The sequence below is a fragment of the Paraglaciecola mesophila genome, from assembly GCF_009906955.1.
GTDB classification, from domain to species: Bacteria; Pseudomonadota; Gammaproteobacteria; order Enterobacterales; family Alteromonadaceae; genus Paraglaciecola; species Paraglaciecola mesophila_A.
Genome location: NZ_CP047656.1, coordinates 3,117,727 through 3,138,896, shown reverse-complemented (window position 1 = coordinate 3,138,896; position 21,170 = coordinate 3,117,727). Strand labels below are relative to the sequence as shown.

The following is a 21,170-nucleotide window of genomic DNA, read 5'->3' as shown; positions in this document are numbered from 1 at the left end:
CACCTTTTACGAGTAATTAATTATGGCAGGACCGATTTCTCAATCATCCGTAACCTTAAGTGACCCCGCGAAGAACAGTCACTTTGCCTTCGCAGCAATGACGACCTTGTTTTTCATTTGGGGGTTTATCACTGCATTAAACGATATTCTTATTCCGCATTTAAAAGCGGCCTTCGACTTAAACTATACCCAAGCCATGCTGGTTCAGTTTTGCTTCTTTGGGGCCTACTTCATTGTGTCGCCCTTTGCCGGCAAGTTAATTGAAAAAATCGGTTATATTCGCGGCATCATTACAGGCTTGGTGACCATCGCCATTGGTTGTGGTCTATTTTACCCAGCGGCAGAAGTCGAAGTGTACGCCGTGTTTTTGTTAGGTTTGTTTATTCTTGCCAGTGGAGTAACCATATTACAGGTCTCTGCCAACCCCTATGTGGCTGTGTTAGGGCCAGAAAAAACTGCTACTAGCCGCTTAAGCTTGGCGCAGGCAATTAACTCTGTAGGCCATACTCTTGGGCCTATGTTTGGTGCCGCGTTAATCTTTGCTGCAGCGGGAGTTGCATCTGAAGAAGCGGAAATCAGCGCTAAAGCCGTGCAATTCCCTTATTTGTTACTCGCAGGTGTGATGATAGCCACGGCCATCGGTTTCAAATTCTTAAAATTACCGACCATCAAAGCCCATGAAGATGTTCAAGAAGACAAAAGCTCTGATTCTATCTGGTCTCATAAAGCGCTTATTTTCGGCACCGTCGCCATCTTCTTTTACGTGGGCGCAGAGGTCAGTATCGGCAGCTTTTTGGTGAATTACTTTTCTCAACCGGACATTGCTGGTTTGAACGAGCGCCAAGCGAGTCACATGGTCTCTTACTACTGGGGTGCTGCCATGATTGGACGCTTTGTGGGCGCGGCTTTAACCCGCATCATTGCCCCTATTTATGTGTTGGCATTTAATTCAGCGATTGCCATTATTTTATTGTTTACCACCATGAATACCCAAGGTGAGGTTGCCATGTGGACAGTGATTTCAATCGGCTTCTTTAACTCAATTATGTTTCCTACTATTTTCACTTTGGCAATACGTGGCTTAGGTCCGCTAACTGGTCGAGGTTCTGGGCTGTTATGCCAAGCAATTGTAGGTGGCGCTATTTTACCTTTGATACAAGGTTACGTAGCTGATATTAGCAGTGTGCAATTTAGCTTCATCGTGCCTGTAGCGGCTTATATCTACATTGCCTGGTATGCATTAGTCGGTTCTAAATTAACCCCTAGCGAGTTAAAGCAACTAGCCCAAGAAGACCAGGCTTAGCCTGCTCGATAGCCCATATTTAAACAGTTAATTAGCGAGTAAATTTGATGAATTATCACAGCCCAGCATTTTTAATGACCCACTGTCAGGATATCCTGAATTTTTATGATCCTAGGGTAAAAGATGCCCAAGGTGGTTACTTTCAAAACTACATGGATAACGGCGATTTGTTTGACGCTGGCTTTAAACAACTGGTGAGCAGCACACGCATCGTGGTGAATTACGCCACGGCTGGTATGTTATTTGAGCGTAATGATTATCTAAAAATGGCTCGCCACGGCTTAGACTTTGTCGAACAAATTCATTGGCAACCTGAGGCTGACGGTTACGCTTGGACGCTACAAGACAACCAACCACAAGACATGACCCAACAAGCCTACGGTTACGCCTTTGTGTTGCTTGCTTATGCTGCTGCGCGCAAAGCCGGAATTATAGCTAGCAACGACATGCTGTTAAAAACCTACCAGCAACTTGAAAGTCGTTTTTGGCAAGCTGACTTTGGCTTATACGCAGATGAAATTAGCCCAGCGGGTGAACTCAGCCCTTATCGCGGCCAAAATTCTAATATGCATTTATGCGAAGCCATGTTGGCGGCTTATGAAGCCAGCGGTGAGCAAGTGTTTCTGACACGAGCGCAAACCCTTGCCCAGAATATTGCCTTTCGCCAAGCGGACTTAACTGACGGTCTGATTTGGGAACATTACACCACAGATTTTCAGCCTGATTGGGAATACAACAAGGACGACCCGAAAAACCTGTATCGTCCTTGGGGTTTTCAACCCGGTCATCAAACAGAGTGGACTAAGTTACTGCTAATTTTGCATCGCCATGCACCTGACCCAAAACTGGTGAAACGAGCGAAAAGCTTATTTGATCGCGCTTATGAAAAATGCTGGGACGCCACCCACGGTGGCTTGATTTACGGTTTCGCGCCCGATGGCACTTGGTGTGACGATGACAAATACTTCTGGGTACAGGCTGAAAGCTTTGCCGCAGCCGCTATGTTGTTTTCCGTGACCCAAGATGAGCAATACCTCAACCAATACAATGCGTTATGGGACTATAGCTGGCAGCATATGATCGATCATCAATATGGTGCTTGGTTCAGAGTACTCCATCGAGATAACAGTAAGTACAGTGAGCAGAAAAGTGCTGCGGGCGCTAAGTGTGACTACCACACCCTGGGCGCGTGCTTCGAAGTATTGCGCACAATAGGCAATCCCCGCTTAACGTAAACGGATACCAGCATGATTAAACAGATATTCATTAGCGGCACAGTGTTGGCGTTATGCGCATGTACACAGCCGACTCCAAACGCCACCCTAGACACGCCTCTGGCCGTTGATCCGTTAGATTATGTGGATCCGTTTATCGGCACTGACGGCAAAGGCAAAACCTATCCGGGTGCCACTGTGCCTTACGGCATGGTGCAATTAAGCCCAGATAATGGGCGCACCGGCTGGGACTGGATTTCAGGCTATTTTTATCCAGACAACATCATTGCTGGTTTCAGTCATACTCACTTATCTGGCACGGGGGCCGGTGATTTGTATGATATTTCGTTTATGCCTTTAACCCGCCCTTTTCACCGAGAAAAAACCGAAGGTGGCCCTGAGAATGGCACCATTGTGTCTCGTTTTAGTCATCAAAATGAGCAAGCCTCACCTGGGTACTATCAGGTGTTTTTAGATGACTACGGGGTGAATGTTGAGCTAACCGCAGGGCTTCGCACCGGTTTTCAGAAATACCAGTTTGCTGATGATGCAACCCAGGCCGTGGTACGCCTAGACTTAGGCTACAGTCGAAATTGGGATAAAACCCTAGAGACTCACATTCAAATTATCAATGATAGGGCCATCGCTGGTTACCGCAAATCCACTGGCTGGGCTAGCGATCAGCGTGTGTTCTTTTACACTCAGTTTTCACAACCGATTGATCGCTATACCTTAAACAGCAACGGAGTGACAAGCCAAGAGCAATCAGCCTCTGGTGAAAATGTAGCTGCGGAGTTCGATTTTGATTTCACTGAGGCTAGCAGCAAAAAGCTTGTTACCGTGCGCACCGCAATCAGCTCGGTCAGCATAGAGAACGCTAAGCAAAACCTGCTCGCCCAAGGGCCAGATAAAACCTTCGAACAAGTAAAAACGCTTGCCCAGCAAGCATGGCGAGAGCAGCTTAGTACAGTGGAAATAAGCGCCGATAAAGATGACATGATCCAGTTTTATACCGCCATGTATCACACTGCGTTAGCGCCGAGGGTATTTTCTGATAGTAACGGAGAATATAAAGGCCCCGACGGCCAGATTCATAAAAGTGAGCAATACCCTAGGTACGAGTTTTTCTCGTTATGGGACACATTTCGCGCCTTACATCCATGGAAAACCATTGTTGAGCCCACTCGTACCCGAGAGCTTATGGCCTCAATTATGGCGCATTACGATGTGGCAGGTCGCTTACCCGTTTGGAACTTCCAAGGCAATGAAACGGACATGATGATGGGTTACCACAGCGTACCCGTGCTTATCGATGCCTATTTCAAAGGCCTACTAGACGCCAGTGGAGAAGAAATACTCGCAGCTGCTATACAAAGCGCCACCCAAAACGAGTTTGGTTTAAAGAGTTATCAAGCATTGGGTTATGTGCCATTTGAAGAGCGTAGTTGGAATGTCTCGCTTACCTTGGAATACGCCTTTGATGATTGGGCGATCGCTCAACTAGCTAGATCCCTAGGTGAAAATGAGGTGTATCAAACATACCAATCGCGGGGACAAAACTATCGCAACCTGTTCGACCCACAAAGCGAGTTTATGCGTGCCAAAGGTTTTAATGGTGAGTTTCGCAGTAATTTCGACCCGAATGCCTACCATCCAGAGGACTACTGCGAGGCCAATGCATGGCAGTATAGCTTCTTTGTGCCACAAGATGTCACGGGGCTAATCGATATCATGGGCGGTGCGGCGTCGTTCGAAGCACAACTCGATGCCATGTTTGAGGCAGAGCAAACAGTAGGTGAGTTCCCCGAGTGGATTTCAGGCTACATAGGCCAGTACGTGCATGGTAATGAACCTAGTCATCACGTACCTTACCTTTATCAATACGTTGGCAAGGGGCACAAAACCCAAAAATATGTGCGCCAAGTGATGAACGAACTATACCATACCGCACCTGATGGCTTGTCGGGCAATGAAGATGCAGGCCAAATGTCAGCGTGGTACCTATTTAGCGCATTAGGCTTTTATCCCGTTAATCCGGTATCGGGGGAATATGTGTTAGGTAGCCCAGAAGTGTCATCTGCCAAGATACATTTAGAAAATGGCAAAACCTTTAGCGTGCAAGCGCTCAATCAGTCAAAAGAGAATGTGTATGTGCAAAGTGTGAGCCTAAATGGCGAGCCTTTACAGCAATTTTTTATCCGTCACAGTGATATATTAGCCGGCGGAAATTTGGTATTTGAAATGGGAGCCCAGCCAAAATGAAAATATTAGTCAATATGGCATTTTTTGCGCTTACTTTAGGCTGTGTTGGCTGTTCAATTGCTAACACGTCTAACGAAGTCGCTGGGCAAACATCGCAAAAAACGCCTGCCGAGTATGTTAACCCGTTTATTGGCACCTCTAATTTTGGGGCGACCCATCCGGGTGCGCAGTATCCTCATGCACTCACATCAGTTGCGCCTTTTAACGTTGCATTCGAACACAAAAACCTAAATGAATTTGAAAAAGATGCCGCGTGGAATTCGCGAGTATATATCCACGAAAATAATTTTTTGACTGGTTTTACCCATGTGAATTTAAGCGGAGTTGGCTGCCCAGAGTTAGGGGTAATTAATATCATGCCCACCGCAGGCAATTTAGAATTGGACCCCCAGCAATACGGTTCCACCTATTCAAACGAGCAGGCAAGTCCGGGCTACTACCAAACCACAATCGACAAATATGGCATCAAGGCAGAAGCTACCAGCACATTGCGTACAGGCCTAAGCCGCTATACCTTCCCAGCAGGCCAAAGCAATATCATTGTCAATTTGGGCCTAGGCTTAACCAACGAAACCGGCGGCTCTCTTAAAATTGTGTCTGAGCAAGAAATTGAAGGCTCTCGCACGGTAGGCACGTTTTGCTATAACCCCCAAGACGTGCGCCCCGTGTACTTCGTAGCACGTTTTAGCAAACCCGCCAAAACCTTTGGCACGTTCAAGAAGATGCCTGAATTCACCGGGGTGGAAGGCGAATGGATGCAGCACAATAACAGCATCAAGCCGTACCCGAATTATCAGCACGTCATGAGCGGTGACAATATCGGTGCCTACATGCGTTTCGATACACAAGGCAACGAGCAAGTTGAAGTCAAGGTAGGTATTTCTTACGTCAGCATCGAAAACGCACGGCAGAATCTAAACACTGAACAGCCCAACTTTGCCTTTGAACGCATCCGCAAAGATGCTCAAGATGCATGGAATAGCTTACTCTCACGCATCGAAGTACAGGGTAGCGAGCATAACAAAACGCTACTTTATACAGGCCTGTATCACAGTTTAATTCACCCTAGTATCATTCAAGATGTGAACGGCGAGTACCCGTTCATGAGCCAGCAACACACAGCGGAAGTGGGCAATACGCAGGGTAAAAACCGCTATTCCGTATATTCACTGTGGGACACGAGTCGTAACCTGCATCCGTTGCTAAGCTTAGTCTACCCAGAGATCCAATCACAAATGGTTGAATCTGCTCTTAGTATGTATCAAGAAAGTGGCTGGTTGCCCAAGTGGGAGTTACTTAGCATGGAAACCCAAACCATGGTCGGTGACCCAGCTACCGCCATGATTGCTGATACCTATTTACGCGGCGTGCAAACCTTTGATGTAGAACTGGCTTACGCCGCGATGCAAAAATCTGCAGATACAGTAGAAAACAACCCTATTCGCCCTGAAAACGCTGACTACCTGAAGTTAGGGTATGTACCCGTTGATGACGAAGAGCCCTATGATGGCAGTGTGTCAACGAGCTTGGAATACTATGTCGCAGATTTCGCCCTAGGTCAGCTTGCCAAGTACTTAGACCACGACCAAGATGCGCAAAAGTACCTGGCCCAAGCGCAAAACTATAAAACCTTATTTGATGAAACTACTGGCATGTTGCGCCCGAGAAAGCGCAGTGGTGACTGGTTAACCCCATACGATCCTGAGCTAGGTCGTAACTTTGAACCCGCTCCGGGTTACATTGAAGGCAATGCATGGAACTACCGCTTTTATGTGCCTTTTGATATGCCAGGTTTAATCGCGTTAAATGGTGGTGACAGTGCTTTTATCGCGGCGTTAAACGCCACCTTTGATAGCAATAACTTTGATATGGGTAACGAACCCGATATTACTTACCCTTACCTGTTTAATTACGTGCCAGGCCAAGAGCCTAACACCGCGCGGCATGTAAAAAGGCTGATAGCGAAGTACTTTACCAATCAACCCGCTGGGCTGCCCGGCAATGACGATGCTGGCACCATGTCAGCTTGGTTAGTCTTTAGCTTATTAGGTATTTATCCAGTCTCTCCGGGAGACATGGACTATGCCCTAACGAGCACAGCGTTTGACAGAGTGACCATTCACCTTGACTCAAAATATTATGCAGGCAAAACCCTGACCATAACCCCGTTAAATCAAGGGCAAGAGCAGCCATCTCTTAATGGCGACCCGCTAAGTAAGGCATTTATTAGCCATCAGCAACTCACCCAAAGTGCGAAGCTACGCTTAAAAGCTCAGTAATTGAATTGTGAGTCAGCGTTTTATGGATAACATAAAATGCTGACTCTTTAGGTAAAACTTCCATTCTTGATATTGCGAGTGCCTAGCTCACTATAAGCACTGAGCTATCGCTAAATTCAGCCCATACCCGCCTAGGGTTAAGAACAAAAACAAGCAGCCTGCCAATAATAAGGGCTTCAGCCCAGCTTGACGAATCGCACCAATATGGGTACGCAGTCCCAATGCCACCATAGCGATGGTGAGTAAAATACCGTCTAAATGCACAATCTTTTCGGTGATAATCGCTGGGATAACTTGAGCAGAGTTGATGCCACTAGCAACAATAAAGAGCACTGCAAACCATGGGATCATGATATTGCTTGCACTTTTTATGTCAGTGTCGCTTGTCGCTTTTGAGTGCTTTTTGTTTTGCCATATTGATAACAAGACTAAAAATGGTGCAAGCATCATGACTCTTAACATTTTTTCAATCACGGCCACATTTGCCGCTTCAGGGCTAACCGCACTACCTGCTGCCACTACTTGTGCCACTTCATGAATGGTTGAGCCAGCAAAAATGCCATATGCATGTTCACTTAACCCTAGGTAACCGTAAGCAATTGGGTAAACGAACATACTCAAGGTGCCAAATACCACCACAGTGGCAACCGCAACAGAAACCTTATGTGCTTGGGCCTTTACCACGGGTTCTGTGGCCATCACGGCAGCTGCACCACAGATAGAACTGCCTGCGCCAATAAGTAAGGTGGTTTGCTCATCCAATTTGAATACACGCTTGCCCAATTGCACTGCCAACCAAAAAGTCAGACAAAGCACAGCCATATCAGTCAATAAGCCATGCCAACCCACGCCTGCTACCTGGGCAAAAGTAATGCGAAAACCAAACAACACCACGCCGGCTTTGAGCAATGTACTTTTAGCGTAATCAACACCAACATCTGTGTGCACGGCAACTCGTGAAAAAAGAGTATTACCCACAACAATTCCAAGCACAATCCCTATGGTTAGAGAGCTCAATCCCGTGCGCTGAATAAAGGGAACATGACTTAGGTAGGTCGCGACAAACGCAATAGCCGTGACCAGCACTAAACCTAGCCACCAGCGAGAGTCATTAAAGTGTCCCCTTTGCTGGGGTCTTCCTTGCGGGCCCGTAATAAAAAAACGCTTAACTGCACTGTACATAAAGCTGCTCCTATCGCTGGGTTTGCGATCTGTATCAAAGGTTGACTTGATGATAGTCATGGGCAAAATATAACTCCAATACATTAAAATCATGCATTAATAACTACAGGTTAATAAATATGAATTTACATGCGCTTAGGGTATTTTATAGCGTTGCTAAGCTGGGCAGTTTCTCCCAAGCGGCAGAAGCCTTGTTTATCAGTCAACCTGCTGTATCTAAAGCGTTAAAAGAACTTGAGCATCAGTTAGGTATGCAGTTAATCGCACGAGCAGCGAGAGGTAAAAAATTAGCCTTAACCGAAGGCGGACAGAGCTTGTTTAATCACGCAAGAAGTATATTTGCTATTGAACAAGCCGCACTTGAAGACATAAGAGCGCGCACAGGATTGAAACAAGGCACCTTAGTATTAGGGGCGAGTACTACCATAGCGGGTTATTGGCTCGCCCCATATTTAGCGCGATTCAACCAGCAATACCCTCACATTAAAGTAGAAGTTCAAGTGGCCAATACCGCGCAAATCGAACAGGCCCTACTTGCTTGTAGCATAGACTTAGCACTTGTCGAAGGTAACGCGAGTGACGCACACATTAGTAGCCAACATTGGCAGGACGATCCGATGAGCATAGTTATCCCAAGCACATTGACGCCCAGTACTGATAAAGCGAAATGGTTGAGTGATCAGCGCTGGTTGCTACGAGAGCCAGGCTCAGGCACTCGGCAAATGTCATTTTCGCTATTGGCCGAACAAGGCATAGCGGTGAATGACAGCATGCAACTAGGCAGTAACGAAGCTATCGCCCGCGCAGTGACCCAAGGCATGGGAGTGGCGTTATTGCCCCAAGTTGTCACTGAAGATTTACTTGCGCTGAAAAAATTAAAGGTAATTCCTACTAAAAAAAGCAAGCTGTTGTCTCGTCCTTTGTACCAGCTAGAATACCGTGACAGACCATCGTCACCAGCAGCTAATGCCTTTGCGCAGATCTTGTATCAGGCAGTTAACTAACTGCCCACATGACGCCCTAACTGATTTGCTCAAACCAAGCATTTCGCGTCAGTTGATACAAGACATGCTCAGCTAACGGGTTATCTGGGTAAATATCGGGATGCATGAAATTATGTAATGAGTTGTGCATGCCAATTCGCTGCATAACCGCCCGCGATGGCTGATTAGTCTTTGCGGTAAAAGACACAACCTCGGGCAACGCCAATTCCTTAAACGCAAATTCTAAGGCTTTGTGCGCCCCTTCAGTCGCAAAACCATTACCCCAATATTGAGGAAGCAGGCGCCAGCCTATCTCAACACAAGGGGAGCACGGCATGTTTGCATTTGGCGTATGCAAACCCACAAAGCCAATAAACGCCTCATCCTCTCTCTCACTCACCGCCCACAAACCCCACCCTCGCTGCTGAATCAAAGATTGGCATTTGTCCGCTAAGTGATCGCTTTGCGCCCGAGTGTAGGGTGAAGGGAAATAACGCATGGCCTCAAGGTCAGAATTTAACGCGTAGAATGGCTCATAGTCGCTTGCCTTCCAGTTTCGCAATATGAGCCTGTCAGTTTCCAGTTGGTGAGACATCCTTTTCTCCTTCTGTATTTAGCGATTTTCGATAGCGAGTTTAACCAGTCACCTGAGCATCAAACTCTGCCTGCTTAGCTTCGATTTGTTCTTGGGCATCTAGCCACAGCATTTCAGCCTCTTCTTGAGCTATTTTACAGCTTGCTTGGTCGGCCAATAACGCTTTTAGTTCGGCTTTTTTATCCGCGTCGTAAATATCTGGATCTGCCATTTTTTGCTCTATGCCTTCAAGTTTGGCTTCAAGGTCGGCCATTTTTTTCTCTTGGGTTTGAACGGTTTTACGCAGAGACTGCGTCGCTTGCCTGAACTGCGCTTCTAAGCGCTTAATAATCTTACGATCTAGCTTTGGCTCTTTGTTCTCAGCGCCTTCTTGGCTAGTAGACTGCTTATCGGCTGATTGCTTCTCACGGTCGGATTTGAGCAACCAGTCGCGGTAATCATCTAAATCACCATCAAACATGGTGACTTGTTGGTTATCCACCAAATAAAAGTCATCACAAACCGATGTGAGTAAGTAACGATCGTGAGATACCAGCACCATAGCCCCTTCAAAACCCTGCAGGGCCATGTTCAACGCTTGTCGCATATCCAAGTCCAAATGGTTGGTGGGCTCATCGAGCAGCAACAAATTGGGTTTTTGATACACAGTTAACGCTAAAACCAAACGTGCTTTTTCACCGCCAGACATAGGCGCAACACGGCCCAGGGCGTCATCACCTCTAAAACCAAAGCCGCCCAAGTAATCTCTCAGACTTTGTTCGGTGGCTTTTGGGTCTAGGCGCTGAATATGCGCTAATGCGGAATCATCAGCCCTGAGGTATTCCAACTGATGCTGAGCAAAATAACCAATTCGCAGCCCAGCTGAGGTTTCGTAAATACCTTGCATGGGTTGCTTTTCACCAGCGAGTAACTTGATCAACGTAGACTTACCGGCCCCATTTCGCCCAAGCAAACCAATTCGACTGCCGGGGACTAAATTCAAGTGCAGCTTTTCTAAAATAATGGTGTCGTCGTAGCCTAATTGCACTTGCTCCATTTTTACCAAGGGGTTAGGTAACTTAGGCGGTGTAAAAAACTCAAAACTAAACTGCGAAGCGGCAAGAGCAGGCAACAGAGTTTCCATTTTTTCTAACTGTTTTACTCGGCTTTGAGCTTGCTTAGCTTTACTGGCTTTGGCACCAAAGCGATTAATAAACGACTCTAAATGAGCAATTTTGTCTTGCTGCTTTTGAAACTGCAGGTTTTGTAAACGTAGGCGTTCTGCGCGCTGACGCTCGAATGCATCATAGTTACCCGTGTAGCTGACTAATTGCTGTTGCTCAACACTGATGATCTCGTTCACTGTACTGTCTAAAAAAGACTTATCATGAGATATCAGTAGGAGTGTGCCCGTATAACGCTGCAGCCATTTTTCAAGCCAAATAACGGCGTCTAAATCTAAGTGGTTGGTGGGCTCATCGAGTAGCAATAAATCCGAATGGCATAGTAGCGCTTGCGCCAAGTTCAAGCGCATACGCCAACCACCTGAAAATGCAGTCACTGGGCGTGATATCGCCTCATTGGCAAAGCCTAAGCCTGCCAAAATCGTGGCCGCGCGTGATTCAATATCATAAGCACCTGCGTGGTCTAGCTGACCATGTAACGCAGCTATTTTAACACCGTCTTGGGCCGCTTCTGCCTCTGCTAATTCAGCCTGTAAGCGCCGATAACGCTTATCACCGTCAATAACGTAATCTAGGGCTGAACGCTCAACTGCAGGGGTTTCTTGGGCAACTGAGACCACTTGCCAGTCTTTTGGTATATTGCAGTCACCTTGTTCGGGGTGAAGTTCGCCACGGATAAGGGCAAACAAGCTGGATTTACCACAGCCATTGGCACCGATAAGCCCTGCTTTATGCCCCGGGTAAAGCACTGCGTTGGTTTCATGTAGCAAGGTTTTATTGCCACGCATAAGGGATAAATCAGAAATTTGGATCATGAATACCTATTGACGGATAACATAGTCGGTCGATTGCGGTATGATAGCAAGATGACAGACCGAAGAAATCCTCTTGATTATGACTACGAAAATTAAAAAGCGCTTTATCGCCGGGGCAACCTGCCCTCAATGCAAAAGCATGGATACTTTAATGCTTTATTTCGAGAACAATGTTGAAAAGATGGAATGTGTACAATGCCATTACCAACAAACCCAAACCGATAAAGAAGTCACCCAAGCCTCGCGTCAAAGCGAAAACGTGATTGGCGTATTTAAGCCAGAGTAACCTTGCTTATTTAGCGGACAGTTTGGCGAACGACAAAGCGCCATTCCAGCACTTAATAATGCGGTGGTGGCGGTTCAACTTCCTGTGAGTCGCCACTGGGCACTTCAATTTCTTTTACTTTGTTGATCACGTGTGACAACTGAAACTCTAGTAGCTCCAGTTGCTTTTGTTGTTTGATCAAGGCTTTATTCAACTCTTCAATGGTGTCTTCCTGAAAAGCGACCTTCATTTGTAGCTGTTCTATATCTGCTTCTATGTGTTGCATAACCTACTCTAATTACTGGTTTATTTGCCAAAATTCAGCTAAACCGCTGCTGCTTTCTGACACCACTTGATTGTGTTTGGCAAAGCCCACACCATACACCACCGCTGTTTGCGGGCGGCTGCCTTCTCTGGGGGACACTTGCCACTCTTGCACTTCTTTACCGTCAGCAACGCGCCATAAATTTAGCCGCTTAGCGGGTGAACCCGTTAATAAATATTGCCCATCTTGTGAAAACACGGCAGTACTAAATATTTTTTGTCGAGCAAGGTAATGCAAATTACTCACTTCTTCACCTGTGGCTAAATCCCACACGCGAGCATCGCGCTTGCTATCAGCCGTAAATCCATAACGCCCTTCATCGTCTAGCGCTACTTTGGTCACGCGACTTGAATGGGTAAAAGTATGGATGACTTGCCCTGTGCGGGTGTCCCACAAATACGCTGCGTAATCATTGCCGCCAGTGAGGGCATAAAAGCCATTGGGAGACAAATCCACACTGTTCACTTTTTCTTGATGCCCTAAAAACTCTAAGCGACGACCGGTTTTGGGCTCAAAAAACATCACTTTGCCATTGCCTCGACCAACCAGTATTCCCCGCCCTTGGTTTGATACTGCCACATCACGAATACTTGATTCGTCAATGCGCCAGAAGCCTTCTGGCTCGCCGCTGGTAATGTTCCAAAGGGCAAATGCATCACGATCAGCAGTCACCACATAGGTGTTATCAAAGGCAATATGTACGTTGGCGACCAAATTACTACCCTCACCTTGATGCTGCCAAGTGTAACGTTTTTCATTTTTCTGTAGATCCCAAACCGAAATCCCCTCCGTCACGCTCGACACCACTGAAAGCGAAGCATCTGCTGATATATCTGCCGCATACGCCCCGTCGTCCGCATGACGCCACGAAGCAACCGGTGTTGAGGACTGCCCACTACAGCCACTTAAAAAGAAAAAAATTAAACTTAATCGTAACAAGACGGTCAATGGATTGTTCCTATTGGGTTTCTCTTTTCACTCAGGGCGTTTAGTATAAGCGCTTTATCAAGTTGAAACACTTCACAAGTCACGTATTCGACACATATTATCTCAGGGGAGAAATAAATGAAAAAAACCGCTATCGCGATTCTAATGACCTCAGCCATTGGCCTTACTGCGTGTGGTCAACAAGACACGGATTTACTCAAAGTTGAAGAACAAAAGCTTGAAACAGAAGCACAACAACAAGCTTATGCAATGGGCGCGAGCGTGGGGCAGTTCATCGAGCAGAAAATGAAAGAGCAGGAAGCTTTGGACGTCAATCTAGACAAAAAGCTCGTCGTTAAAGGGTTTGTAGCCGCGCTACAAGGTCAGTCTCAGCTTGATATGAAAGAAATTCAAACCTTGACGCTTGCGATGGAAGCGGCATCTCGTGAAAAGCAAAAAGCCATTTCTGACGCAAAAGCAGAAACCAATATTGCCGAAGGCGAGAAGTTTTTAGCTGAAAATGCAGAGCGTGAAGGCGTAACAGTAACGGATTCCGGTTTACAGTATGAAGTCATGAGCGAAGGTGATGGCGTATCTCCTACTGCTGAAGACACAGTAACCGTGCACTACAAAGGCACCTTGTTAGACGGTACAGAGTTTGACTCATCTTATAGCCGTGGTGAGCCTGCAACCTTCCCTCTATCACGGGTTATCCCAGGTTGGACTGAAGGCGTGCAATTGATGAAAGTGGGCTCTAAGTTCAAATTCTTTATTCCATCTGAACTTGCCTATGGCGAACGCTCTACAGGTAAAATCACGCCTAACTCAACGCTAGTATTTGAAGTAGAGCTATTAGACGTGGCTTCTGCTGAAGGTGCTGCTGAATAAGTACGCCGTCAGTATTGTTAAAATGAATCCTGCGTATTGGTTGCCGTGTTAGTACCCAATGCGCAGGCATAAAAAAACCGAACATATTATATGTTCGGTTTTTTCATTACTCATCAGCCTCTTTCCTTGCTGAACCTTATTCCCTCGGTTTTCGACCCTTCAAAAGGGTTATTTGGCCCAGAATATCCGGGTAATTTTTTGAATTTGGTATGCTGTATCTCTGCAGATGCCCTACCTTAGCACCAAAAAATAAGGGTAAATTTGGTCTGATCAGATGGCTAATTATCGCGGCTGCGTGTTAGCTATTTGATGACTTAAGACTAGACTAAAGTCGAAAAAAACAGAAGCTGGAAAAGGTCATATTTTTGTAATAAATTGCGCTAACAAAATAGTTTTTATTCCTGCTGGCTTTAAGCAAATTCCTTACAATTTCGCGGATAGCCTCACACCTAAATGCAAGTATCTGTTTTAAAAGGACAAGCGTTGAAAACAAAACTTATCACCCCTGAAGGCTACAGAAAACTCAACGACGAGCATGATGAACTGTGGTTAAAACAACGCCCCGAGATCACCAAAATCGTCACATGGGCAGCCAGCTTGGGTGACAGAAGTGAAAATGCGGATTACCAGTACAACAAACGCAAGCTTAGAGAGATCGACAGACGCGTTCGCTACCTGCGCAAGCTCCTGCCTGAGTTACAAATCGTTAATTACTCTCCTCAACAAGCAGGCAAAGTATTTTTTGGTGCTTGGGTAGAAATTGAAAACGATGAAGGCGAAACAAAGCAATTTCGCATCGTTGGTCCAGAAGAAATCTACGGTGATGCCAAAGGCTACATTTCTATCGACTCCCCCATGGCCAGAGCCTTAATCAAGAAAGAAGTGGATGATGTCGCCAGCGTCAAAACCCCCACCGGCTACAAGGATTGGTATATCACCTCAATTGAATATAAAAAGTAGATATAGGACACATTTTTTTGTCAAACTATCTACGTCATGCTGAAAATTAAAGGTATATCGACATTGATGCTCTATTAAAAGGATAAATTTTCTATGAAGTCTATGTGTTCGCAAGCAATTATTCTCATTTCCCTTTTTGGCTGTGCTACAAGTGATATCGCACGAGTCAATGATGAATATCGAATATTAAAAGAGGGTGGAAGTATGCTCACTGGTACTTTTAGGCTAGCGAGTTTAAAAGCAGATGCGTTAAACGAATCTAACGACATATGTATAAAGCAAAACAAGAAGGTAGAAATATTGGATGAAATATCCGTACCTGTTTCGCTCGGTGTATTTGCTAGATATGAATTATCGTTCAGGTGTATTGAAGGTTAACTTACTATTTTCATATATTTGTACTTAGGGATTGAATAATCGATTCATAATATCTTGCGGTCTTAGTAGATAGCGTATCTGAGATATTCAAAGTGTTGGGTGGATTTAATTACTTTCGTTTTTTATTTAATGAGTCTAAGGCTGAAATAGAAGAAGATAGAAACTAGACCGAAACAACCACATAGAGGATACACGTCCTCTTTTTTACAACTCTGCAATTTCAAAAATAATCAGTAATAATGCTGACCTACTCTGGTATTTTTCCCTGAAGGCCATATATAGCCTTGTTGAGCTAATTGTTTAATATGTAAAATCTGCATAACTTCGCCAAAATAGGGCCGTTACATGATCATTGAAAAAATCGCGAGTGAACTTCAAGTAAAACCCACTCAAGTACAAGCTGCCGTCACCTTGTTAGATGAAGGCTCGAGTGTTCCTTTTATTGCTCGCTATCGTAAAGAAGCCACTAACGGTTTAGACGATACCCAACTTCGCCAACTTGAACAACGCTTGGTGTACCTGCGTGATATCAATGACAGACGTAACGTAATCCTCAAAACAATTGACGAACAAGGCAAACTAACAGACCAGCTTAAGCGCAGTATTTTAAGCTGCGATAACAAAACCGAATTAGAAGATTTGTACCTACCGTACAAACCTAAGCGCCGCACAAAAGGGCAAATAGCCATCGAGGCAGGCTTACAGCCTTTAGCCGACGCCTTGTTTGCTGACCCAACACTAACCCCCGAATCTGAAGCGGCAAAATTTATTGCCCCAGATAAAGGCGTACCAGATGAAAAAGCCGCGTTAGAAGGGGCTAAGTTCATCTTGATGGAGCGCTTCGCTGAAGACGCCACATTGCTGCAAAAAGTGCGTCAGTATCTTATGGAAAACGCGCATATCAGAAGTAACGTGGTGAAAGGCAAAGAAAAAGAAGCGGCCAAATATTCAGATTACTTCGAACACAGCGAACGCCTAAGCAAAATACCATCTCACCGCTGCCTTGCACTGTTTCGTGGCCGCAATGAGAATTTTTTGCAAGTATCGATGGATGCTGACCCGCAAAAAGACGAGTCGGACAAAAGCTCGTTTGGTGAGCACATTATTGCCAAGCATTTAGGTTTGAACTTTAGTAATCGAGGGGCAGATGCATGGTTAGCAAGTGTGGTTCAATGGACGTGGAAGATAAAAATTGCTCTGCACATGGAAACAGAATTGTTCGGTGTAATAAAAGAAAAAGCCGAACAAGAAGCGATTCAGGTATTTGCCAAAAACCTGAACGACTTACTTATGGCCGCACCTGCCGGTGCGAAAACGACCATGGGTCTTGATCCGGGTTTACGCACGGGCGTAAAAGTAGCCATTGTGGACGCCACAGGTAAAGTGGTGGCCACCAGCACTATATTCCCCCATGTGCCGCAAAACTTGTGGGACAAAAGCCTGCGCACGCTAGGCATGCTTTGTAAACAGCACAAAGTGAAGCTAATCAGTATTGGTAACGGCACGGGCTCACGTGAAACAGATAAGCTTGCCGCAGAAGTCATTAAGGCGAACCCTGAGTTGGGTCTAAGCAAAATTATGGTCAGTGAAGCCGGCGCATCGGTTTATTCAGCATCTGAGCTGGCATCAAACGAATTACCCGATATGGATGTGTCGCTTCGCGGCGCGGTATCTATCGCTAGGCGTTTGCAAGACCCTCTCGCTGAGCTGGTTAAAATCGAGCCTAAAGCAATCGGTGTCGGCCAATATCAACATGACGTAAGCCAAAGCAATTTAGGCCGCTCTTTGGATCGAGTCATAGAGGACTGTGTAAACGCCGTTGGTGTTGATTTAAATATGGCCTCAGCTGCGCTACTAAGCCATGTTTCTGGCTTAAACCGTACACTGGCAACCAACATCGTGAACTTCAGAGATGCCAACGGTGCATTTAGTAGCCGTAAAGACTTACTAAAAGTAGAGCGCCTGGGGCCAAAAGCGTATGAGCAAGCAGCTGGTTTTTTGCGCATCGTCAATGGCAGTAACCCATTAGATGCATCGGCGGTTCACCCTGAAGCTTACCCAGTAGTACAAGCCATAGTGAGCAATTCAGGCAGTGCGGTAAATGATTTGATAGGTAATACCGAACTGCTGAAAAAGCTTGAACCTCAACAATTTGTTGATGACACCTTCGGACTCCCCACGGTAACTGACATCATCAATGAATTACTCAAACCTGGACGCGATCCTCGCCCTGAGTTTAAAACCGCTACCTTCAAAGAAGGCGTTTCGTCGTTAAGTGATTTGAAAGAGGGTATGATTTTAGAAGGCGTCGTGAGCAATGTAGCAAATTTTGGCGCTTTTGTTGATGTAGGTGTTCACCAAGACGGCTTAGTGCATATCTCTGCCATGACAGACAAATTCATTTCTGATCCACGGGAAATCGTGAAAACCGGCGACATTGTTAAGGTCAAAGTGATGGAAGTCGATGTAGCACGCAAACGTGTTTCATTCACTATGCGTTTGAATGACGATGTAAAAGCACAGGCTAACACAAGCCGCACCAATAGCGAGAACAAACCACGCCCGAACAATAAGTCAGGCGGTAGATCTCACAGTAAAAAACCATCACCCGCTTCGGCCAATCAAGCCATGGGTAACGCCTTTGCTGATGCCTTTGCCAAAGCGAAAAAGAACTAACACTGCTAATTAGATCTTTGAGCGCGATGCATAATTAACCGGTGGCTTAGCCCGCCGGTTTTTTATGCATTGGAAAACTATTACGCTTTTTGGCCAACGTCAGCTAAGCCCAGCGCCAGACCTCCCCGTTATCTCTATTAAAGCGTAGCCTTTACTCAGCTTTTACATTACCCATAGAAACTAACCCACGCCGTATTACGTCATACACAGAGTAAACGCTCCTTCGACTATTAATAACATTGAGTCCACTATGACGACAAAAAAACTACTACTACTTCTAATGCCTATTTTCTTGAGTGCTTGTGCCAATAAAAGCCGCCCACAGGTAAAACAGCCCGATATGTTCGCCACGAGTATTAAGAGCGATAATAAAAAGGTGTTTAATTTTAGTATTAGCGCCGGCCAAGGTGCAGACGAAAGTAAGCCCGAGCGCAGGGAGGCAGGCGGCCCACCGCCCAAACATGGAAGTGAAAACAAAAACCAAGCAAAGGGTGATATGGCTAATGAAAGCCCCCTTGACGTGCTGTTTACTCACCTTGAAACGAAATTAAGGGACACGGGCTATTGCCGTGAAGGATACGTCGAAATAGACAACTATGAATCAAGCGGTCGACTGCACATTATAGGTGCTTGTAACGAAGTAGCAACTCCTGACGACAAGCGTCAGTTCGCGAACAATTACGGCTATTAATGCCAACGAAAAACGCCGCTTATAGTCATAAGCGGCGCTAATAAATTAACTAAAATGGAAGCTGTAAATCAAGCAGAATAGTTTAAAGCAAAATGTTTAGGTTCACTGACGCCTTGGTAGTAACGCTGAACAACGCGCTCGGCGATAAGCGTATTATCATCTCTAGCTTCGGCGTTAAACCCTGTGTCTGTGTCGCTAGCGAACGCAGAACGTTCGCTTTTAAGCGTAGCATTCTCCACATCTGCTGCGTCTAAACTACGAATTGGCGTACCTTCATCGGTGCCTCGTACTATTTCGTCAAGCTCGGGACCAAACTCAGACTGCGCAGTAAATTGTCCTGTTGCCTGCACGCTCTCCTTTTGACCAACATCTTGAGCAACGACACCGACGCCTTCACTTTTTTCTGCGGCTAATTCTTTGCGTGCTTCAAAGGTTTTCTGAGCGGCCTCTGCTGCCACTCTTAAATCTTGGGCTGAAGGCTCAGCAGGGGCAAGCGCGGCAGCTTTAACTTGCTGCATCTTACGAATGGTATCTTCCGGCGTATTTTCTTCTGACACATCAATAGAAACTTCACCGCCAGTAGCATAACGCTTACCATCAGGCCCAGTGGTATATTCATATTGAGGTGCGCCGGCGTATTGCCCGCCAGTGTTGGCATGCGCTTGTTCATGAGTGCGTACTTCGGCGTCTCGCTTTTTCAGCTCGTCTATTTGTGCTTTTTCTTGTTGTTCTTGCTGAGCTTGTTGCTCTTGCTCAGCGTTTTCTTTACCTGCACTTTCTTGTTCGGTCGTTTCTTGCTCGGTCGCGTCCTTCTCAACATTTTGCTGCACATCTGATGCAGGTTCACCTTGAGATTGAATTTGGGGGCGCTCATAAACAAGTGGCTGAGCGGGAGTTTTAACTTTGTCATGTTCGCTAGCTAATCCCGATTCTGCGGCTGAATTTTCAGACCCAGTCAACGCTGGCACTGTTTCACGCAGGGTATTATCTCTGCGTGCAGCTTCCGTGTTGATGTTGGCAGTCGTAAACACAACCGCCGTAGGAATAGGCGTTACAATGTTCATGTTAGTCTTTCAATATTACCTACTGACTGGTTTATTAAATTAAGCAAAGGTGTCTAGCAGTGTTCCCAAAGTGTCATTTGCTACACTTAACACTTTGGCAGAGGCTTCAACACCTAGCGCACCGGTTTTAAGCTCCACAACACTGTCGCTCAGGTTAACACCTGTCGAACTGCCTTGTGCTGACGCGCTAGTTAAATTGGCGATATCGCTTGATGCCTGGGTGACCTGCTCGTTGCCGCGCTGCACACCCTGTAAACCACTGGCAAACGCGCCACTAATGTTGCTGCTATTTGAAATGTCCACACTGAATACCTCTACTAACCTCTCATGGTTAATTATTAACCAAAAGACGCACTTTTAACAGTAACTTTTTATTTAAGCGTACTTTCATTAAAAGCTGCCATAAAATCAGCTAGAAAATGCTCAGTGTGGGAGATAAACGGCGCGTGGGACGCGTGAGGAAAAACGCTGACGCTGTGATTTGACGGTAACTTTTGTTGTACATATTCATTTAACTTTGCGGGAACTAAGCTGTCTAACCGGCCCAACATCCAATGTACTGGCATGGTAAGCGATGCAAGTTCAGTTCTTAAGTCAACTTGTTCAAGAATTTTTAACCCTGCCGTTAGCGCCGCGATGTCAGCCTGAGGTGACGCTTCGATACTACTTTTTATTTTCTTGATATCTGTTTTGGCTGAATCGCTGCCCATTGCCTGTATCGCCAAAAAGCGATCTATTGTTTTACTTAAGTTTTTGACTAACTGCTGTGAAAACGTCTGCAAAATTGTAGGTTCAATCCCTGGCCAATCATCACTTTTTTGAAATTTGGGCGAGCTTGCTATTAATACGAGTTGGCTAACTTTTGCAGGTTCATGCAATGCAATCTTCTGCGCTACTAAACCACCTAATGACCACCCCGCAAGTAGGCTATTCTCAGGGATAACGCTTGCGACGCTTGCTGCCAAATTTGCTAAATCGTATGGCTTAGATAAGGCCTGATAGTTCTCACCAAAACCTGGTAAATCAACGTAGGTAACGCTGAATTGTTGCTCTAGTTGCGCTGCTATTGGCTGCCATACACCGCTATTAACTCCCCAACCATGAAGTAAGACAAGATTTGGCCCACTGCCAGCGGTGCGTGTTTTTAACATCGTGTGCATTTATTTCATCTACTCTTAAGAACTGGCGTGTCAGTGTAGA

General features: G+C 45.8%; 19 protein-coding genes. 11 read left to right on the top strand and 8 right to left on the bottom strand.

Features of this window, described 5'->3' with window-relative positions; all coding sequences use genetic code 11:
• Positions 1-22 precede the first annotated feature (22 nt).
• The 4 genes from FX988_RS13565 to FX988_RS13550 are packed head-to-tail and all read left to right on the top strand — an operon-like array spanning position 23 to position 7,058.
• Entirely contained in the window at positions 23-1,303 is a 1,281-nt protein-coding gene (locus tag FX988_RS13565; protein ID WP_160180589.1) for a sugar MFS transporter, read from the top strand.
• A 47-nt stretch (positions 1,304-1,350) separates the two neighbouring features.
• Positions 1,351-2,538 carry an AGE family epimerase/isomerase gene (locus tag FX988_RS13560; RefSeq protein ID WP_160180588.1) on the top strand — a complete coding sequence of 396 codons (1,188 nt, stop codon included), beginning with the start codon at positions 1,351-1,353 and terminating at the stop codon, positions 2,536-2,538.
• A gap of 12 nt (positions 2,539-2,550) precedes the next feature.
• Entirely contained in the window at positions 2,551-4,779 is a 2,229-nt protein-coding gene (locus tag FX988_RS13555) for a GH92 family glycosyl hydrolase (RefSeq protein WP_160180586.1), read from the top strand.
• Entirely contained in the window at positions 4,776-7,058 is a 2,283-nt protein-coding gene (locus tag FX988_RS13550; RefSeq protein WP_160180584.1) for a GH92 family glycosyl hydrolase, read from the top strand. The genes FX988_RS13555 and FX988_RS13550 overlap by 4 nt, the downstream gene beginning before the upstream one ends.
• A gap of 90 nt (positions 7,059-7,148) precedes the next feature.
• Here the strand turns inward: FX988_RS13550 and FX988_RS13545 are convergent, their stop codons facing one another.
• Positions 7,149-8,240, bottom strand: coding sequence for a YeiH family protein (locus FX988_RS13545; protein WP_160180582.1), 1,092 nt, complete (start codon positions 8,238-8,240; stop codon positions 7,149-7,151).
• A gap of 119 nt (positions 8,241-8,359) precedes the next feature.
• Here FX988_RS13545 and FX988_RS13540 point away from each other — a divergent pair, with 119 nt between their 5' ends.
• Positions 8,360-9,244: a LysR family transcriptional regulator gene (locus FX988_RS13540; protein WP_160180580.1), complete on the top strand. Its 885-nt coding sequence runs from the start codon at positions 8,360-8,362 to the stop codon at positions 9,242-9,244.
• A 16-nt stretch (positions 9,245-9,260) separates the two neighbouring features.
• On the opposite strand, the gene FX988_RS13535 is transcribed toward FX988_RS13540, so the two are convergent.
• Positions 9,261-9,818 (bottom strand): GNAT family N-acetyltransferase, encoded by a 558-nt coding sequence (locus FX988_RS13535; RefSeq protein WP_160180571.1) that lies wholly within the window; start codon positions 9,816-9,818, stop codon positions 9,261-9,263.
• Between the two features lie 40 nt (positions 9,819-9,858).
• The gene (locus FX988_RS13530; RefSeq protein WP_160180569.1) at positions 9,859-11,796 is read right to left on the bottom strand and encodes an ATP-binding cassette domain-containing protein; all 1,938 of its coding nucleotides are present in this window, start codon (positions 11,794-11,796) and stop codon (positions 9,859-9,861) included.
• A 79-nt stretch (positions 11,797-11,875) separates the two neighbouring features.
• On the opposite strand from FX988_RS13530, the gene FX988_RS13525 reads away from it, so the two are divergent.
• Positions 11,876-12,082, top strand: coding sequence for a YheV family putative zinc ribbon protein (locus FX988_RS13525; RefSeq protein ID WP_006993525.1), 207 nt, complete (start codon positions 11,876-11,878; stop codon positions 12,080-12,082).
• A 52-nt stretch (positions 12,083-12,134) separates the two neighbouring features.
• On the opposite strand, the gene FX988_RS13520 is transcribed toward FX988_RS13525, so the two are convergent.
• On the bottom strand, positions 12,135-12,347 hold the full coding sequence (locus tag FX988_RS13520) for a SlyX family protein (protein ID WP_160180567.1): 213 nt from the start codon (positions 12,345-12,347) through the stop codon (positions 12,135-12,137).
• A gap of 12 nt (positions 12,348-12,359) precedes the next feature.
• Positions 12,360-13,334 (bottom strand): WD40 repeat domain-containing protein, encoded by a 975-nt coding sequence (locus FX988_RS13515; protein WP_160180565.1) that lies wholly within the window; start codon positions 13,332-13,334, stop codon positions 12,360-12,362.
• 117 nt (positions 13,335-13,451) lie between these two features.
• Here FX988_RS13515 and fkpA point away from each other — a divergent pair, with 117 nt between their 5' ends.
• From fkpA to FX988_RS13490, 5 genes are all read left to right on the top strand, one after another.
• On the top strand, positions 13,452-14,201 hold the full coding sequence (gene fkpA, locus FX988_RS13510) for an FKBP-type peptidyl-prolyl cis-trans isomerase (RefSeq protein ID WP_160180563.1): 750 nt from the start codon (positions 13,452-13,454) through the stop codon (positions 14,199-14,201).
• Positions 14,202-14,684: 483 nt separating this feature from the next.
• Positions 14,685-15,161 carry a transcription elongation factor GreB gene (gene greB / locus FX988_RS13505; RefSeq protein ID WP_160180561.1) on the top strand — a complete coding sequence of 159 codons (477 nt, stop codon included), beginning with the start codon at positions 14,685-14,687 and terminating at the stop codon, positions 15,159-15,161.
• 93 nt (positions 15,162-15,254) lie between these two features.
• Entirely contained in the window at positions 15,255-15,539 is a 285-nt protein-coding gene (locus FX988_RS13500; RefSeq protein ID WP_160180559.1) for a hypothetical protein, read from the top strand.
• 345 nt (positions 15,540-15,884) lie between these two features.
• Positions 15,885-18,215: a Tex family protein gene (locus tag FX988_RS13495; RefSeq protein ID WP_160180557.1), complete on the top strand. Its 2,331-nt coding sequence runs from the start codon at positions 15,885-15,887 to the stop codon at positions 18,213-18,215.
• Between the two features lie 250 nt (positions 18,216-18,465).
• A complete protein-coding gene (locus FX988_RS13490) occupies positions 18,466-18,906 on the top strand; it encodes a hypothetical protein (RefSeq protein ID WP_160180555.1) in 441 nt (146 codons plus the stop codon).
• 68 nt (positions 18,907-18,974) lie between these two features.
• Here FX988_RS13490 and FX988_RS13485 read toward each other — a convergent pair whose 3' ends face one another.
• The 3 genes from FX988_RS13485 to bioH form a co-directional block, all read right to left on the bottom strand.
• Positions 18,975-19,970 (bottom strand): putative metalloprotease CJM1_0395 family protein, encoded by a 996-nt coding sequence (locus FX988_RS13485; protein ID WP_160180553.1) that lies wholly within the window; start codon positions 19,968-19,970, stop codon positions 18,975-18,977.
• A 39-nt stretch (positions 19,971-20,009) separates the two neighbouring features.
• Positions 20,010-20,273, bottom strand: a complete 264-nt coding sequence (locus FX988_RS13480; RefSeq protein WP_160180552.1) for a hypothetical protein — start codon at positions 20,271-20,273, stop codon at positions 20,010-20,012.
• Positions 20,274-20,341: 68 nt separating this feature from the next.
• Entirely contained in the window at positions 20,342-21,130 is a 789-nt protein-coding gene (bioH, locus tag FX988_RS13475) for a pimeloyl-ACP methyl ester esterase BioH (protein WP_160180550.1), read from the bottom strand.
• Positions 21,131-21,170: the final 40 nt, after the last annotated feature.